This window comes from Cellvibrio sp. UBA7671 (assembly GCA_002483145.1).
Classification (GTDB): Bacteria; Pseudomonadota; Gammaproteobacteria; order Pseudomonadales; family Cellvibrionaceae; genus Cellvibrio; species Cellvibrio fibrivorans.
The window spans coordinates 56,779-73,561 of the sequence record DLHJ01000019.1; the positions used below are offsets into that span (position 1 = coordinate 56,779).

13 protein-coding genes are annotated in these 16,783 nt (G+C 46.4%); 6 read left to right on the plus strand and 7 right to left on the minus strand.

From position 1 onward, the window contains the following. The first annotated feature begins 73 nt into the window (after window positions 1-73). Both argJ and B4E62_RS19345 read left to right on the plus strand, forming a co-directional pair. The gene (argJ, locus tag B4E62_RS19340) at window positions 74-1,294 is read left to right on the plus strand and encodes a bifunctional glutamate N-acetyltransferase/amino-acid acetyltransferase ArgJ (protein ID WP_331353211.1); all 1,221 of its coding nucleotides are present in this window, start codon (window positions 74-76) and stop codon (window positions 1,292-1,294) included. A 16-nt stretch (window positions 1,295-1,310) separates the two neighbouring features. After that, window positions 1,311-2,264, plus strand: coding sequence for a Nudix family hydrolase (locus B4E62_RS19345; protein ID WP_331353212.1), 954 nt, complete (start codon window positions 1,311-1,313; stop codon window positions 2,262-2,264). Window positions 2,265-2,292: 28 nt separating this feature from the next. On the opposite strand, the gene yacG is transcribed toward B4E62_RS19345, so the two are convergent. From yacG to pilB, 5 genes are read right to left on the minus strand one after another with little or no spacing between them, the layout of a single operon-like run. Then, the gene (gene yacG / locus B4E62_RS19350) at window positions 2,293-2,505 is read right to left on the minus strand and encodes a DNA gyrase inhibitor YacG (protein ID WP_331353213.1); all 213 of its coding nucleotides are present in this window, start codon (window positions 2,503-2,505) and stop codon (window positions 2,293-2,295) included. Window positions 2,506-2,511: 6 nt separating this feature from the next. Next, window positions 2,512-3,126: a dephospho-CoA kinase gene (coaE, locus tag B4E62_RS19355; RefSeq protein ID WP_331353214.1), complete on the minus strand. Its 615-nt coding sequence runs from the start codon at window positions 3,124-3,126 to the stop codon at window positions 2,512-2,514. A gap of 11 nt (window positions 3,127-3,137) precedes the next feature. After that, window positions 3,138-4,034, minus strand: a complete 897-nt coding sequence (locus B4E62_RS19360) for an A24 family peptidase (RefSeq protein WP_331353215.1) — start codon at window positions 4,032-4,034, stop codon at window positions 3,138-3,140. 2 nt (window positions 4,035-4,036) lie between these two features. Next, window positions 4,037-5,323, minus strand: coding sequence for a type II secretion system F family protein (locus B4E62_RS19365; RefSeq protein WP_331353216.1), 1,287 nt, complete (start codon window positions 5,321-5,323; stop codon window positions 4,037-4,039). A 4-nt stretch (window positions 5,324-5,327) separates the two neighbouring features. Continuing rightward, entirely contained in the window at window positions 5,328-7,052 is a 1,725-nt protein-coding gene (gene pilB, locus B4E62_RS19370) for a type IV-A pilus assembly ATPase PilB (RefSeq protein ID WP_331353217.1), read from the minus strand. A gap of 316 nt (window positions 7,053-7,368) precedes the next feature. Here pilB and B4E62_RS19375 point away from each other — a divergent pair, with 316 nt between their 5' ends. The 3 genes from B4E62_RS19375 to B4E62_RS19385 all read left to right on the plus strand — a co-directional run bounded on the left by B4E62_RS19375 (window position 7,369) and on the right by B4E62_RS19385 (window position 9,440). Further along, window positions 7,369-7,902 (plus strand): pilin, encoded by a 534-nt coding sequence (locus B4E62_RS19375; RefSeq protein ID WP_331353218.1) that lies wholly within the window; start codon window positions 7,369-7,371, stop codon window positions 7,900-7,902. 78 nt (window positions 7,903-7,980) lie between these two features. Further along, window positions 7,981-8,730, plus strand: a complete 750-nt coding sequence (gene tfpZ, locus B4E62_RS19380; RefSeq protein ID WP_331353219.1) for a TfpX/TfpZ family type IV pilin accessory protein — start codon at window positions 7,981-7,983, stop codon at window positions 8,728-8,730. A gap of 179 nt (window positions 8,731-8,909) precedes the next feature. Continuing rightward, window positions 8,910-9,440, plus strand: a complete 531-nt coding sequence (locus B4E62_RS19385) for a pilin (RefSeq protein ID WP_331353220.1) — start codon at window positions 8,910-8,912, stop codon at window positions 9,438-9,440. Window positions 9,441-9,460: 20 nt separating this feature from the next. Here the strand turns inward: B4E62_RS19385 and nadC are convergent, their stop codons facing one another. After that, window positions 9,461-10,315 carry a carboxylating nicotinate-nucleotide diphosphorylase gene (gene nadC, locus B4E62_RS19390; protein WP_331353221.1) on the minus strand — a complete coding sequence of 285 codons (855 nt, stop codon included), beginning with the start codon at window positions 10,313-10,315 and terminating at the stop codon, window positions 9,461-9,463. A gap of 217 nt (window positions 10,316-10,532) precedes the next feature. Between nadC and B4E62_RS19395 the strand changes: the two genes are divergently transcribed. Further along, complete coding sequence (locus B4E62_RS19395; RefSeq protein ID WP_331353222.1) at window positions 10,533-13,070, plus strand: DUF1631 domain-containing protein; 2,538 nt, start codon at window positions 10,533-10,535, stop codon at window positions 13,068-13,070. Window positions 13,071-13,132: 62 nt separating this feature from the next. On the opposite strand, the gene uca is transcribed toward B4E62_RS19395, so the two are convergent. After that, window positions 13,133-16,738, minus strand: coding sequence for an urea carboxylase (gene uca, locus B4E62_RS19400; protein WP_331353223.1), 3,606 nt, complete (start codon window positions 16,736-16,738; stop codon window positions 13,133-13,135). Window positions 16,739-16,783: the final 45 nt, after the last annotated feature.

Genomic DNA, 16,783 nt, shown 5'->3' on the forward strand with positions numbered 1-16,783 from the left:
TTGCGAGGCTCTGTGTATTTAAGTCGTGTTGATCGAAACAACCTGGTCATGAACAAATATCGAGATTCATATTATGGCAGTTGGTGAATATCCTTTTCCGCACATGCATCCTGTAAAGGGTGTGAAGTTAACCGCTGTGAGTGCGGGTATCAAAAAAGTGGGGCGTCGCGATGTGGTTTTATTTGAACTCGCTGAAGGCAGTGCTGTTGCCGGAGTGTTCACTAAAAATGCATTTTGCGCAGCGCCGGTTACGGTATGCAGGGAGCACCTTGCTGCTGCGCCGATTCGCTTTTTAGTTATTAATTCAGGTAACGCTAACGCCTGTACTGGTGAGCAAGGCCTGCTTGATGCAAAGGCCACTTGTGCTGCGATTGCACAGTTAAAAGGTGTTAAACCTGAGCAGGTGCTGCCGTTTTCAACCGGCGTTATCGGTGAGCCGTTGCCAGTGCAAAAAATTATTGCTGTAGTGCCAGAGGCGTTGGAAAAAGCGAATGAAAATGGCTGGGATGACGCCGGCGCAGGTATTATGACTACTGATACCCGCCCCAAAGGTTTCAGCCAGCAATTTGAATATCAGGGCAAGATTATTACAGTAAACGGCATATCTAAAGGTGCCGGTATGATTAAACCCAATATGGCAACTATGCTGGGTTATATCGCAACTGATGCAAAAGTCTCACAAGCGTTGTTGCAAGAATTAGCGCGTGAAGCCGCTGATAAATCATTCAATCGCATCACAATTGATGGTGATACATCTACTAACGACTCGTGTATTTTAATGGCCACAGGTCAAGTGGATCTGCCTGAGATCAATCAAGCAAGCGGTGAATTTTATGAAAAATTGCGCGACGTTATTATTGCTGCACACATCCATCTTGCCAAAAGTATTGTGAGTGATGGTGAAGGTGCAACCAAATTCGTAACTGTTGCAGTCAGTGGTGGCGCCAATCGCGATGAGTGTCTGGATGTTGCCTACGCCGTGGCGCATTCACCGCTGATTAAAACTGCGCTCTTTGCTTCTGATCCTAACTGGGGGCGCATTGTGGCGGCAATTGGTTATGCTGGTGTTCCGGGTTTGGATGCAACAAAGGTTCGTGTTCACCTAAACGATACGCTGATTGTTGAGCATGGTGGCCGTGCAAAAACCTATACAGAAGAGCAAGGGCAGGCAGTAATGAGCCAGCCTGATATCGCAATTAATATCAATTTGGGCCGTGGTGAGTTTGCAGAAACGGTATGGACTACTGACCTCTCATATGAATATGTTCGCATTAATGCTGACTATCGCTCTTAGTTTTTTGTAGATTATCGTGGCTAAATTAGTTCGTGTTGCTGTCGGAGTTATCGTTAATGCCGACGGCAAAATTCTTATAGCCAAACGCCCGTTGAGCGCTCACCAAGGTGGCTTGTGGGAGTTTCCTGGCGGTAAGGTTGATGCGGGTGAGACCATCGAGCGCGCACTTGTGCGTGAGTTGTACGAAGAGCTCGCGATTGATGTGCTTGCCAGTCAACCATTGATTCATATTCGCCACCATTACCCTGATAAATCCGTTCTGCTTGATGTCCATAAAATCACCCAATTTCTGGGCACTCCTGTCGGCAACGAAGGTCAACCAATCCAGTGGGTTGATGCTAAAGAGCTGAACAAATTTGCGTTTCCTGCAGCTAATCGACCCATTATTTCAGCAATTAATTTGCCGGAAAAATATGCGATTACGGGGGCTTATCTTAATAGCGTTGATTTTATGGTGCGCCTGAATCGCGTTTTGGCGATGGACCTTCGTATAGTGCAATTCCGTGTTGCTGATTTTTGTGTGAATACGCATAAATCCTTATTGGATGAAGCAATTCACGCGGTCAACCAATCAAATGCACGTTTGGTAATTAATAGTTCGCTTGCGGAATTTAATCACCTAGCTCATTCCCTTGCGGAAAAAAAATTAGGATTACATCTCAATCGCCATCATGCGGCAGAAATTAATGCGCGCCCGGTTGGGCAGGACGTATTGTTTGGTGTTTCTTGCCACAACGCTGAAGAGATTGTGCATGCGCAAAATATTGGAGCTGATTATTTACTTTTATCGCCCGTATTACCGACAGATTCACATCCATCTGCCAAGTTGCTTGGGTGGGAGTCATTTTCTGCTTTGGTCGAGCTAGCCAATATTCCGGTTTATGCGTTGGGCGGTGTAGGTGAAGAGCATATAAAAACTGCCCAGTCTTGCGGCGCACAAGGTGTGGCTGGCATCAGCGCCTGGTGGTGATTTCCAATGCAATCACAAGCAAAATCTGTTAATGATTTGTCTCATCCTCTGAATTGGTATCCAGATTGTCCCCCGCAATTCGGTGGCTTTCACTGGCCCATTCACCTAAATCAATCAAACGGCAACGGTCGCTGCAAAATGGTCGGTGCGGAAATTCGTCATTCCATAGCACTGTATTTTTGCACGTAGGGCAAGCGAGTTTGAGTGACGTTAAATCAGAGTTCAGTGTGGTATTTTGCATAAATAATCAGTTCGTTTTTGCAGTGGATTGCGCTAATTCGAGATAAAGCAGGTGGAGTTTTTCAACCTGGGCATCCAGCTCATCAATACTGCCATGGTTTTGGATAAAGTCAGTCGCCCGCGCGCAGCGCTCCTGCCGCGAGAGTTGGGTTTGCATAATGGCCTTTATCTGCGCTTCATTGCTTTTATCGCGGTGGCTTGCGCGTTCAAGTTGGTGTTGTTCACTGGTGTCGATTACCAATATGCGGTCAACTAACTGAAATTGCTGCGTTTCCAGCAGTAACGGCGATGCAAGAATGGCGTAAGCAGTCATTGCCCCTGCGAGCTGCCTGCGAATCTCTGTATTAATTATCGGGTGGAGTAGCGATTCAAGCCATCGTTTTTCAGTGGGATTAGAAAAGATAATTTCACGCAGTTTACTGCGTTGCAGATTGCCTGTTGAATCCAGAATGTCAGGTCCAAAATGTGCAGCAATTTGTGTTAATGCCGGTGAGCCCGGCTCAACTATTTCGCGTGCAACTACATCTGCATCGACAACCAGTATGCCGCGCTCAACAAATCGCTTGCTGGCTTCTGACTTACCACTCCCAATGCCGCCAGTAAGTCCAATAATCAGAGGCATTTTTTTACAGCCTAATGTGTTACAAAAAGTTTTAAGTAGGATTGGTTTATGGTGTCACCCCAGATAAATGCAATCCAGCCAGCAATAGCTAGGTAGGGGCCAAAGGGGATGGGAATATTTTTATCTCGGCCGCGGATAACAATCATGCTGATACCAATAACGGCACCAACCAGAGACGATAACAAAATAATTTGCGGCAACATTTGCCAGCCCATCCAGGCTCCGAGCGCGGCAAGTAATTTAAAGTCGCCGTAGCCCATTCCCTCTTTGCCGGTTAGAAGTTTAAAAACTTTATAGACTGACCAGAGTGCCAAATAACCCGCTATCGCGCCCCAGACAGCGCTGGGCAGGTCGGTAAATGTACCAAAACTATTTGCTATCATGCCGAGCCAGAGCAGCGGAAGCGTTATGTCGTCGGGTAACAGATAGGTATCAAAATCAATCATGGTCAACGCTATAAGCGACCACGTAAATATCAACGCGGCCATTCCACTCCAATTAACACCAACACAATAAATAACCGCGACAGACAGCAAGCCGGTTGCCAATTCGATTATAGGGTAGCGAGCGGAGATCCCTGCTTTGCAGTTGGAGCATTTACCGCGTAAGAACAAATAGCTAATAACTGGAATATTTTCCCAAGGTTTAATCTTGTGACCGCAGTGAGGACAGCGGGAAACAGGAACCATCAAATTAAATGGTTCCTGTTTTGAATCGTTTGCGGGAAGGGCGGCTATGTCGCCATCATTAGTTATAAAATCACGACATTGGTTTTGCCAATCGCGTTCCATCATTTTTGGCAGGCGATAAATAACAACGTTTAAAAAGCTGCCGACGAGTAAGCCAAGAACTAAGGTGCAAGCCAAACCCAATAGTGGATAGACTTGCAGAGCTGAAAAAAATGTCACGTTTATACAACCTGACCAATCTGAAATATGGGCATGTACATTGCGATCATTAGACCGCCTACAAGTACACCCAACACTGACATGATTATAGGTTCGAGTAATGATGTGAGGCTGTCCACCATGTTATCAACCGCTTCCTCATAATAAATGGCAACTTTGTCTAGCATTGCATCAAGAGCCCCCGACTCCTCTCCGATTGCAGCCATTTGAATTAGTAAAGTTGGGAAAATGGCTTTTGCTTTAAGAGCGGTGTTTAACTGTATGCCGGTTGAAACATCGTCGCGTACTTTTATTATTGCATCCGAATAGATTCTATTGCCGGCCGCACCGGCAACCGATGTCAGTGCATCAATCAGTGGGACGCCTGCAGCAAATGTTGTAGCTAATGTGCGAGCAAATCGTGCCATGACTGAAAGATATAGAATTTGGCCTACGATAGGAAATTTCAGCATATATTTATCAACTGCGTATGCAAAACTGGCTGATCGTTTAATTCCCTCCTTGAATGCAAATACGGATGCAATTATTCCTATTAAAACCATGAACCAATAAGCTTGAGCAAGCTCTGATAAGTGCAATACAAATAGTGTGAATGCGGGAAGCTCTGCTCCGAAGCTGCTAAAAGTCGCAGCAAATTGAGGTACTACTTTGACCAATAAAATTCCAGTTACAATGATGGCCACAGCGACAACAGCAATGGGGTATGTCATTGCTTTTTTGATTTTACCTTTCAGTGCTTCCGTTTTTTCTTTATAAGTCGCGATGCGATCCAGCATGGTTTCCAGCGCACCTGACTGCTCTCCTGCATCGACAAGATTGCAAAAAAGATCATCGAAGTATTTGGGGTGTTCCCTTAGTGAGTTTGCAAAGCCTCCGCCAGCGGCAACACTATCGCGGATCTGTAATACAAGCTTGCGCAAATTAGGGTTCTCTAGCCCATCGGCAACAATATCGAAAGCTTGGACCAGAGGCACACCTGCTTTCATCATAGTTGCCATTTGGCGAGAAAAAATAGCTATATCTGCAGGCTTGATTGCCTTGCCACTAGATCCGAATAAAGGCTTCGCCTTTTTCGACACGGATCGTGTAGTGATCCCTTGTTTAGCCAACAGGGTTTTTACAATAGTCGGGCTGCCACCGTTAATTTCGCCCTGAATCTTATTCCCTTTCTTATCTACACCTTTATACACATAGGTATTGGTTGTTGGGATTTGTTTTGCCTTTGCTACTGCGGCTTTCGATTTTGCTGCAGACGAGCTGGCTGATTTTGTTGTAGATGCTAATGCCATGGAATTAATCCTTGGTGACTCGGTTGGCCTCTTCGAGGCTGGTTAATCCCATTGCGGTCTTGCGCAATGCGGATACCCTAAGATTATTAAAGCCAGCTTCCTTAGCAGCACGCGCAATTTGAAGTGAATTGCCTCCTTCCATTATAAGGTTGGCAATCAGGGGGGTGATGCGAACCACTTCATATACGCCCACTCGCCCTTTATAGCCACCATTGCATTTTTCACAACCAGCAGGGTGAAAGAGCTGGAATTCTGCGCGCGGAATACCTATTTCGTCAAATCCCTCCTGAGTGAGAATGTCTGCCGGAATATCAGTTGCAGGCTTTTTACACGCGGGGCACAAACGGCGTGCGAGTCGTTGGGCAATAATAAGGCTTACGCTGGTAGCCACGTTAAATGCAGGTACGCCCATGTTAAGCAAGCGAGTCAACGTCTCTGGTGCTGAGTTGGTGTGTAGGGTGGACAGCACTAAGTGACCAGTTTGCGATGCTTTAATTGCAATCTCAGCTGTTTCCAAGTCGCGAATCTCGCCGACCATGATGATATCCGGGTCTTGCCGCAAGAATGAGCGCAGCGCTTCTGCAAACGTAAGGCCCACGCGAGCATTCATTTGTACCTGGTTAACGCCCTCCAAGTTAATTTCCACAGGATCTTCTGCCGTTGAAATATTTACCTCGGCGGTATTAAGAATATTTAGGCCGGTATAAAGCGATACGGTTTTACCGCTACCCGTTGGCCCTGTAACCAGAATCATACCCTGCGATTGCGCCAGTGCATCCATGTAGAGTTTTTTCTGGTCATCTTCATATCCAAGAGCATCAATCCCCAGTTTCGCTGAGCTTGGGTCAAGGATACGCAGTACAATTTTTTCGCCAAACAGTGTTGGCAGAGTGTTTACACGGAAGTCGATCGCACGTGTTTTGGACACTTTCAATTTAATACGTCCATCTTGTGGTAGGCGCCGCTCGGAAATATCCATTTGCGACATTACCTTCAAGCGTGCTGCCATTCTAAATGCCAGATTCACAGGTGGGCGTGACATTTCATGCAGAACTCCATCAGTTCTAAATCGGATGCGATAACTTTTCTCGTAGGGCTCGAAATGAATATCGGAAGCTCCACCTTTTATTGCATCCAATAGAACTTTGTTAATGTACTTAACAATAGGAGCTTCATCTGCCTCATTTGTATCGTCTGCAGTGGGTGCTGTATCTATAGCCTGTACATTTAGGTCATCAAGGTCATCATCCAGTCCACCTAATGCATCGCCTAATGTCTCTTCTTGGGCATTGAGATATTTATCTATTGCTATGCGTAATTTGTCGGCCTCTACCAGGACAGCTTCTGTGTTAATGCCGGTATTGAATTTAATTTCATCCAAAGCATGCAAGTCGGTTGGGTCTGTCACTGCAAGAAACAAGCGGTTGCCGCGTCTTGCTATGGGCAGTGTGTGGTGCTTGCGTATTAACTTGTCATCTACCAGTTTTTGAGGAAGCAAATCTTTGTTGAGGGCATCCAAGTCGAAGACAGGTGAACCGAACTCCTCAGATGCAACCCGAGCAAGTGTGCGGGCATCAACAATGCCGTTGTTGACCAAATGCATAGCCAGTGGAATTTTGTCCCTTTTGGCTTGCGCTGCTGCGTTGTTTGCGAGCTCTGCCTCAAGAATATTGTCGGCAACAAGTCTGCGTGCAAGCCCGTTTAGCGTTGTGTGGGTCGGTGTGTTCATCTGTGTTTGCCAGTAAGTCATTTATGAGGTTAATGGTTATAACTACCATTCATAGTACATTAACTTTAGCAACTTAGTAGTGGCCGTGGTGATTGAGTGAATCGAATCCCAGATGAAGTAGGTGCGTGACCAAAAATGTCACATACTGCCTATTTGTGTGGGTGGTTTTCTTGATCCGTTTAGCTCGCCATGATGAAAGTAGGCATTATCATCAGCTAAACATAGAAGCGCGCCTGGTTCTTGCTGGCTGGCATAGCTATTGCTTTAAAGTACTCGTGTTCTGTTAATTTTCTCGTTAATCTTTTGGAGTTTTAGTATGAAAAAGTCATTGCAGAAAGGTTTTACTTTGATTGAATTGATGATTGTAGTAGCGATTATCGGTATTCTGGCTGCAGTTGCGTTGCCTGCATATCAAGATTACACCGTACGTACCCGTATCGTAGAAGGTTTGAATTTGTTTGCCGGTGCAAAACAAATGGTAGGTGAAGTAGCAACTATGGCAGATCTTGATGTTGCTGTTGATACCTGGAATGCACAGGCATCGGCTACCGGTGCAAACAGTAAATATGTAACTTCTGTGATTGGTGTTGACACTACTGGCGTGTTCACTGTCACCTACAATGCTGCAGCTGTGGGTTTGGCTGCGGGTGCAAATACTTTGGTAATGACACCATCTGTCAGAACTACAAATGGTAACCCAATTGCTTTAGCTGCTGCATTAGCTGCAGGTACTCCGGGTTCTTTGGACTGGGCTTGTGGTTCAGCTACTACCGCTGCAGCAACTGCGCGTAACATGCCTGTTGCAGCAGGGACCGTTTTGGCACGTTTTGCGCCTGCTGAATGCAGATAATTCTTAGTGATTTGGCACGAAAAGGCGCTTCGGCGCCTTTTTTGTTGTGCGTAATTATCGTAGTCCGGTGAGTACTAGATGAAGCTGCGTCTTATTGCCTCATTAATACATTTTGGCCTATCGGCATTAGTTGCTATGGTTTTTAGTGGTGTTGTATTTGGTTTGTGGTATCCCAATCAGCTTGATATCGCTACGGGTGTTACATCAATTTTTTTGTTGGTGTTGGGAGTTGATGTGGTGCTCGGGCCATTGCTTACCTTAATTGTGTTTAATCCTCTCAAAAAAGAATTGAAGCGAGACCTTTTTATTATTGTCATGATTCAGTTGGCAGCACTTTTTTATGGTGTGCGGTCTGTTTACCAGGGCCGACCAATTTATGTGGCATTCAATATCGATCGGTTTGATTTGGTTCAGGCCAGCGATATAACGCCAAAAAGTTTCGCTGATGCCAAGCTGGAACAATTTAAGTCAGTGCCCCGGTGGGGGGCCGAGCTTGTTTTTGCCAGGCGTCCAGATGATCCTGATGAAAGGCGGGAGTTGTTGTTTGGTGCATTAAGTGGCGGTGCGGATCTCGCCTATATCCCCAAATATTATGACAGCTACAGTAATAATGCTGCTTTCGTAAGTGCAAAAATTCGGGAACTCAATGAATTGATCGGCTTCAATCCCGATAGTAAAGCGCAGGTTGAGCGCCTTATAGAAAAGTACCCGCCAGCTGAGTTCGGTTATCTCCCGCTGAGAGCTTCAAGGCAGGATATGACTCTGATCTTGAATAAGAAAACGGCAGCAATTGTTGAATATGTCAGCTTAAAGCCATGGGATTATTAGTGTGAATGGCGTATTCGTTTTTTGCTTAAAATCGACGTAAATTGTCATGTTTACAGTGTCGATGATGGTAAAAAATTGCGGTATAACTGAATTCGCCAGTTATTATCCTACTCTGTATTACTGGCAAGTTTATTGCTCTATTTAGAGATATTGTCGTTGATTGATACGGGAAGGCAAACATGAAAAAGCAGTTAGGTTTTACTCTCATAGAGCTAATGATTGTTGTTTCAATTGTGGGTATTTTAGCTGCTATCGCGCTCCCTGCTTATCAGGATTACACAGTGAGAGGTCGGGTTTCTGAAGGGATGAATTTGGTTTCTGCCGCTCAAAAATATGTGTCCGGTGGGGTGGCAACAATTAATGATTTAGGGACAGCTGCTAATAGTTGGAACGCACAAAGTGGTGGCCTTGGAGCTACCAGCAAATATGTTTCTCAGTTGCTTATTGACCCTGTATCAGGAGAAATAACAATTACCTTCAACAGTGCCACCGTTGGTTTAATACCCGCAAATGCCAGTTTGATATATACGCCATATGTGCGGTCAGGAGCCGGCGCTGCGACGGATTTTGCAACTGCAATATCTACCGGGGTGTCTGGAAGTATTGACTGGTCTTGCTCCTCAGACAGTAACAACACGTCTGTTGCTAGAGGTATGCCTTCTGTTCTGGGGACTTTACCCTCGAAATATGTTTCGAGCGAGTGCCGCTAGTAAGCATATTGTTGATGGAATTAAGTAATCCTCATCGACAAATCCACCGCCCGGCAATGCTTCGTCAATCCACCAATAGAAATATAATCCACCCCAGTCTCTGCTGTCGGAATTAATGTTTGCTCATTAATATTTCCCGAAGCTTCCAGCTTTGCGCGACCAGCATTAATCGCTACTGCTTTTTTCATATCATCATTACTGAAATTATCCAACATGATGATATCCACTTTCGCTGCCAGTGCTTGATCTAACTCAGCAAAGTTTTCCACTTCCACTTCAACTGGTTTGCCTGGCGCAATAGCCCGTGCAGCAGCGACGGCCTTGTCAATTCCACCGCAGGCAGCGATGTGATTCTCTTTGATCAAGAATGCGTCATATAAACCAATACGATGATTATGGCAGCCGCCGCAGGCAACTGCATATTTTTGTGCGGTGCGCAGGCCAGGGATGGTTTTGCGGGTATCGAGCAGTTTCACCCCGGTGTGGGCGACTTGATCCGAGTATTGTTTGCTGATGGTTGCGGTGCCGGAGAGAGTTTGCACAAAATTCAGTGCGGTGCGCTCCCCGGTGAGAAGGCTGCGGGCGCTACCTTGTAAGGTAAATAACAGGCTATTGGCTGCTGCGTTTTGGCCATCTTCTACATACCAAATGATCTGAACCCGCGGATCCAGCTGGCGAAATACCTCTTCAACCCAGGCTTTACCGCAAAAAATACACTGTTCACGGGTGATTATGTTTGCTTTGGCGGTTTGCTCAGTGGGAATTAATTGGGCGGTGATATCGCCCGGGCCTATGTCTTCAGCAAGGGCTATTGTTACGCTTTTGGCGATATTTTCAGCTAGATTTGGTAGGTTTTTGCTATATATAGGATTCATGTTGTATGTCGAATAATTGAACATTGTGAGGTGGAAAATCGGCAGTTTTGGCGCTGAACTCTTCGGCTAATTCCAAAATCTACTTAGAAAACCATAAGATGATGCGTTGGTTATAGCCTTTTGTGATATGGCTCTCGATCTTATCATTTGCCTACTTGATGTGTCTTTCCCTTAGTTATACTTCAACTACGCAAGTTTTTACTAATGGTAATCCGCCATGTCCGAACATATGAAATCCGACCCCAAAAAGGTTGTTCACTTAAATGTAGAGCGCAATTCCGCTGCTAATTCGCAAGTGGCACTTGCTCGTTTGCCTGCCGCTATGCACACCCTGCGTGATAAGGCGCGGCAGCAGTTGCAATTATTTCTACGTGAATTGTTCGATAAAGTCGATGATGCCATGTTTGAATTGGCCGACAAAGCTAACAATAACCACGATCAAAATATCTTTTTTGACTCAATGCGCGAGGTGCGCATCCGTCGTCGTGCGATGGAGACTTCATTTTTCCGCAGCATTGATATCAGCTTTGCCCAGTTACTTGATCCAAGTGCTTATCGCGATGAAAAGCCATCCGGTGAAAAATCGGTCTCGCTGGACGATTTGTCATTGGTTAAGAATGATGAACTGGAAGAGATGGTTGCGGTTGATGGCATGGTCAACAAAGCCAATGAACAATTTGCTGAGCCTATCCAACATTTGACCCTGCGTATTGATCATCTGGTTCCCACCAAGGTTTATCAAAAGAATAACCCTCTGGGCGTTGATGTGATTTGCAATGCATTTACCGATGCAACTAAAGCGTTAAATGTCGATGTAAAAGCCAAGTTGGTATTGTTCAAGCTGTTCGACAATATTGTGATGACCAAGCTGGGCAAACTATTTGAAGTGCTCAACCAAACCTTGATTGATGCCAATATTTTGCCTTCATTGAAACAAGATGTGCGCGTCAAAAAGCCCTCAACTAGCCCAACTGCTGATCACTATGGCCAAGGCATCAGTGCGCACTATGGTTTGGGTGTGCAAAAAGCGGGGGGCGAGACCGGCGGATTGGTGCAAAGTTATGACGACCAAACCAACCAGGTTTTGCATCAGCTGCGCGACCTGTTGGGAGCCAACCGCAGTGCGCCGCGCGTGCAATTACCCGGTGAAGAAATTACTACCCAGGACTTGATCAAGATCCTGTCGCTGGCTCAACAGCAAAATACAGTTAATGCTCCCGTTACCAGCGGAGCGCCAGCTAGCTTGCGCAATTTACTGAGTGATTTGCTGCGCAACGAAACCCACACTGCTGCCGCGATTAATCAAGTTGATGATGATGTCATCAATTTGGTAAGTATGATGTTCGAATTTATTTTGGATGACCGTAACCTCGCGGCACCAATGAAAGCCTTGATTGGCCGTTTACAAATTCCGATGGTTAAAGTGGCGATTGCCGATAAAACTTTCTTCAGCAAAGGTGGCCACCCGGCACGTCGTTTGTTGAATGAAATGGCAATGGCCTGTCTGGGATGGCAGGAATCCAGCGAAGAAAATCAACGCAAAGACAGTCTCTTTAACAAAATGGAAGAAACTGTGCGTTCGATCCTGACTGATTTTGATACCGATATGAGTATCTTTGAACGATTGCTGGTCGATTTTCGCTCGTTCCTTGATAAAGAAAAGCGTCGTGCACAAATTCTTGAGCAGCGCACTATTGATGCGGAAGATGGCAAGGCTAAATCTGAACGCGCACGCGCGCAGGTTGATGCAGAATTAAATCGCATTTGTGCCGGTAAGGAGTTGCCTCTGGCGGTCACTAAGTTGCTGCGTGAAGCTTGGGCGAATGTGATGTTTATTACCTCACTCAAACAAGGTGTGGAGAGTGATGAGTGGCGCAACTGTTCTGCAACAGCACAGCAGCTCGTTTGGAGTGTTACAGCGGCGATGGATAAAGATAATCGCCAACGCTTATTAAAGTTGGTACCCGAGCTGTTGCAAAAATTGCGCACCGGTTTGGAAAGTATTTCGTTCAGTCCGTTTGAAACCACCAATTTGTTTAAACAACTTGAAGGCGTTCATTTGGCGCGCTTACGCGGCGAAGTAAAACCTTCGGTTGAGGCTGCGCCATCCGTATCCGCAGCAGATTTGGCAGCCAAGGCCAGTGAAATGGCGGCGAAAAATGCCAACATGAAGGCGGCCATGGTGGAGGCGCAAATGCGTGCGCAACAAGCAGCGAATGCTGCGGCGCAAGCTAAAAAGGTACAAAATGCGGCACCCGCGCCGGTTATTGAGAATGTAGCGGAAGTTGTCGAAGCTGCGTATGAACCAGTAGTCGAAACCGCAGACGTTAAACCAGCTGACCAAGCGATAATTGAGCCGGTTGCTGATACTGTAGCTGAAGTTGTTGCGGTGGCAGAAGTTGCAACGGCTGCAGAAGCAGAACAACTTTTTGTGGTAGAAGAAACCATCAGCGAAAGCGTTCAGGCAGATCCGCAACATTTAGCCTTGGTCAATAATATTACCCAGGGCACCTGGTTTGAAATGCAAGGTGAGGCCGGTGAAAAATACCGCTGCCGTTTGGCTGCCATTATTCGCTCGGTAGGTAAATATATCTTTGTAAACCGCTCAGGTATGAAAGTCGCAGAAGAAAGCCGTGAAAGCTTGGCGGTTGCACTGCAGACCAAGCGTCTGACAATTTTAGATGACGGTATGTTGTTTGACCGTGCACTTGAAGCAGTAATTGGGACTTTGCGTGAGCAGCGCACCTTAAGTTAGTTTTCTCCTCAGATGTTTAACCCGGCCTTGCGCCGGGTTTTTTTATTTGGAGTGACGAAAAGTTATATTGCTTCCAAAACCACCAATGTTTGTCCTGCCTGCACGCGTGCTCCATCTGCTTTTAACAGATGTGTTACTTTGCCCGCGCTACTTGCCGTTATATTGATTTCCATTTTCATGGATTCCAGAATCAATAACACATCTCCTGCTTTCACTGTTTGCCCCACTTGTACCTGCGTTTGCCAGACACTGCCGGAGACCGAGCTGTCAACGCGGATTGCATCCTCTGGCAATTCTGCTTCTTCATTTTCGTCGACAATTTCTTCCTGTGCATAATTGAATTGTCCGTTGGCGTGCCAGAGAGCCAATTCCTCTTCAAATGCCTGCTCGCGTTGCGCGGTAAATGTAGTGATGGAATCCAGATGGGCGGCAATAAATTCTTGGTATTCACTTAAACTGAAATGACTTTCTTCAATTTTGATGGGATAACGACCCTGTGGAAAATCGCGACGAATTTTTTGTAGTTCGTTTGCACTGACTTCATAAAAACGGATTTGGTCAAAGAAATTTAATAACCAGGGTTGTTTAAATTCCTTGGTTTGGCGATAGCGATTCCACATTTGCAAGGTGCGCCCGACAAATTGGTAGCCACCAGGGCCTTCCATACCGTAAACACATAAATAAGAACCGCCAATCCCAACCGAGTTTTCAGCCGTCCAAGTGCGTGCAGGATTATATTTGGTGGTGACCAAACGATGGCGCGGGTCAATTGGAGTGGCAACAGGCGCACCCAAATACACATCGCCCAGACCCATCACTAGATAGGAGGCACTGAAGAGAATATTTTTTACATCGGCGATAGAATTCAAACCATTAATGCGGCGAATAAATTCCAGATTGCTGGGGCACCAGGGTGCGTTGGAGCGCACTGACTGCATATATTTTTGGATCGCAAATTGGCAGGCTTCGTCATCCCAGCTCAAAGGAACATGCACTATACGTGAAGGAACGCTTAGCTGTGCAAGTTGCAAAATCAATTCGCGTTCACCGCGTTCAAGATGTGCCAACAGATTTTCGAGTGATAATTGCTGACTGTCATAGTGTACTTGTAGCGAACGAATTCCCGGTGTCAGTTCGCGTAAACCATACAAGGCATTTTGTTGTAACCATTGCATAAGTGCGTGGGCGCGAAAACGCAATTTAATATCCAGTTCCAGCGCGCCGTATTCGACCAATAAAAAATGGTCACCTGCAGCGCGGTACACAATATTTTCACCAAACTCGGCAGCGGCCAAGGTTTTTACAATGGGTGATGTTAATTCGCTTTCACTCCAAGTATGCGCAATCTTTTCCAGCGTTCGCAACGATTGGTTTTGTGTTTTTTCAATCGCTACTGCATCGTCAATCGATACGGGTAGGAAACGAATTTTATCGCCCGCTCGTACTTGCCCGAGTTTCCATAAATCCGCGCTGATAACTGTTGCCGGGCAAACAAAACCGCCGAGTGAAGGGCCGTCTGGCCCTAGGATCACTGGCATATCGCCGGTAAAATCAACTGTGCCAAACGCGTAAGCATTATCGTGAATATTTGATGGGTGCATTCCTGCCTCACCGCCGGAGCTACGCGCCCACTCTGGTTTGGGTCCAATCAGGCGCACACCGGTGCGACTGGAGTTGTAATGTACTTCCCAGTCGGTATTAAAAAATATGCTTATGTCATTGGCGGTAAAAAAATCCGGGGCGCCATGGGGGCCGTATATAACACGCAACTGCCAAAGGTTATTAATCTGCGGCTTTAATTCGTCGTTGATTGTTACAGGAGCAATTGTCGCATTGCAGTTGTTTGCATCTAGTGCGAGCACATCGCCGGCACGCAATGCGCGGCCATTGTGGCCGCCGAATTGGCCGAGCGTGAAGGTAGATTTTGAATTTAAATAACCCGGGCACTGAATTCCGCCGGCAATTGCTAAGTAGGTGCGAGCGCCCTTATCGGTGATGCGCCCGAGTTGCAATTGTTGCCCTGCAGCTACTGAAATAATTTCATAAATCGCAATCGCATTGCCGTCGAGTTTTGCATCAATCGCTGCGCCGGTTAAAACTATTTTTGTTGCGCAGCCAAATTTTAATGTGGGACCTTGCAAGGTAATTTCCAGCCCCGCTGCTGTTTCATCGTTGTTGAGCAGGCGATTGCCCAAACGGAATGAGTAGCTATCAAAGGGGCCGGAAGTAGGTACGCCTACATGCCAATAACCGGAGCGGCCGGGATAATCCTGAATGGTGGTTTGGGTTCCGCCCTGAATCACGTCGATACGTGCAGGTTGATACACAAAGCTATTTAAATAGCGCGTAGTCATCCTACCTTCCAACAAAATTGGATCTTGCAGGAGTGCGCGTAAATAACCGACATTGGTTTCAATGCCATAGAGATAAGTGTTCGCCAGTGCGTTTGATAATTGGCTTAGCGCCTTTTCACGATCAGCACCACGCACAATAATTTTAGCGAGCATTGGATCAAAAAAAGCAGGTACCTCAATACCACTGTCAATCCAGTGGTCGATCCGCAGATTGCTGTGTAATTCAGGGAATGACACTTTGCTGAGCAAGCCCGCACAGGGTTGGAAATTCAGTGCAGGATCTTCTGCATACACACGCACTTGAATGGCGTGTCCGGCGGGAGAAAGTTGGTCGCGCAATGACTTGATGTTGCCGAGGTCGCCCGCTGCCTGGCGTAACATCCACTCAACTAAATCGACACCGTAAACTTCTTCGGTAACGCCGTGCTCTACTTGTAAGCGTGTATTGACTTCGAGGAAATAAAATTTTTCGTCAATGGAATCGTAAATAAATTCTACCGTACCCGCATTGCGATAGCTGACCGACGCCAACAGCTGCTCCGCAGTTTTTTGCATGGCTTTGCGTTGTGGCTCGGGTAAGTTGGGTGCGGGGCATTCCTCAACAACTTTTTGGTTGCGTCTTTGACTTGAGCAATCGCGCTCTCCAATCGCAACAGCAGTTCCTTTGCCATCGCCAAATACTTGTACTTCAATATGGCGAGCAGCGGCAATAAACTTTTCCAGAAACACACCATCATCGGCAAAGTTATTTTTGCCCAAGCGTTTTACTGAATCAAAAGCGGCGATGAGTTCGGCTTCGCTATTGCACAATTGCATGCCAATACCACCGCCACCGGCGGTACTTTTAAGCATTATTGGGTAACCAATATTTGCTGCAGCAGCTATTGCCTCGTCGAGGTCTTTTAATAAATCAGTGCCGGGGCAGAGGGGTACATTGGCTGCCTGTGCCAATTCGCGTGCTTTATGCTTTAAACCAAAGGTAATCATTTGTTCCGCAGTAGGGCCGATAAACACTAAACCTGCTGCTTCGCACTCCGCAACAAAGCTGGAGTTTTCGCTTAGAAAACCGTAGCCGGGGTGAATCGCCTGTGCACCGGTTTGCTGTGCAATCGCGATAATTTTTTTGCGATCAAGATAGGTTTGTGCGGCCGCACCTTCGCCTAAAGAAAACGATTCGTCGGCAATGCGCACGTGTAATGAGTCTGCATCAGATTCGGCATAGACAGCGACGGATTTTATATTGAGTTTTTTTAAGGTGCGAATAATGCGTGTTGCGATGGCGCCGCGATTGGCAATTAACACTTTGGTAAACATGTTCTGCTCCGGCAGGTCGTCCTGCTGGGATTAATTTACAACAGT

Coding starts and splice junctions, on each gene's coding strand:
- yacG (WP_331353213.1), bottom strand. CDS start 2,505: ATGCAAAATACCACACTGAACTCTGATTTAACGTCACTCAAACTCGCT.
- B4E62_RS19395 (WP_331353222.1), top strand. CDS start 10,533: ATGTCCGAACATATGAAATCCGACCCCAAAAAGGTTGTTCACTTAAAT.
- B4E62_RS19385 (WP_331353220.1), top strand. CDS start 8,910: ATGAAAAAGCAGTTAGGTTTTACTCTCATAGAGCTAATGATTGTTGTT.
- argJ (WP_331353211.1), top strand. CDS start 74: ATGGCAGTTGGTGAATATCCTTTTCCGCACATGCATCCTGTAAAGGGT.
- tfpZ (WP_331353219.1), top strand. CDS start 7,981: ATGAAGCTGCGTCTTATTGCCTCATTAATACATTTTGGCCTATCGGCA.
- B4E62_RS19365 (WP_331353216.1), bottom strand. CDS start 5,323: ATGGCATTAGCATCTACAACAAAATCAGCCAGCTCGTCTGCAGCAAAA.
- uca (WP_331353223.1), bottom strand. CDS start 16,738: ATGTTTACCAAAGTGTTAATTGCCAATCGCGGCGCCATCGCAACACGC.
- B4E62_RS19375 (WP_331353218.1), top strand. CDS start 7,369: ATGAAAAAGTCATTGCAGAAAGGTTTTACTTTGATTGAATTGATGATT.
- pilB (WP_331353217.1), bottom strand. CDS start 7,052: ATGAACACACCGACCCACACAACGCTAAACGGGCTTGCACGCAGACTT.
- coaE (WP_331353214.1), bottom strand. CDS start 3,126: ATGCCTCTGATTATTGGACTTACTGGCGGCATTGGGAGTGGTAAGTCA.
- nadC (WP_331353221.1), bottom strand. CDS start 10,315: ATGAATCCTATATATAGCAAAAACCTACCAAATCTAGCTGAAAATATC.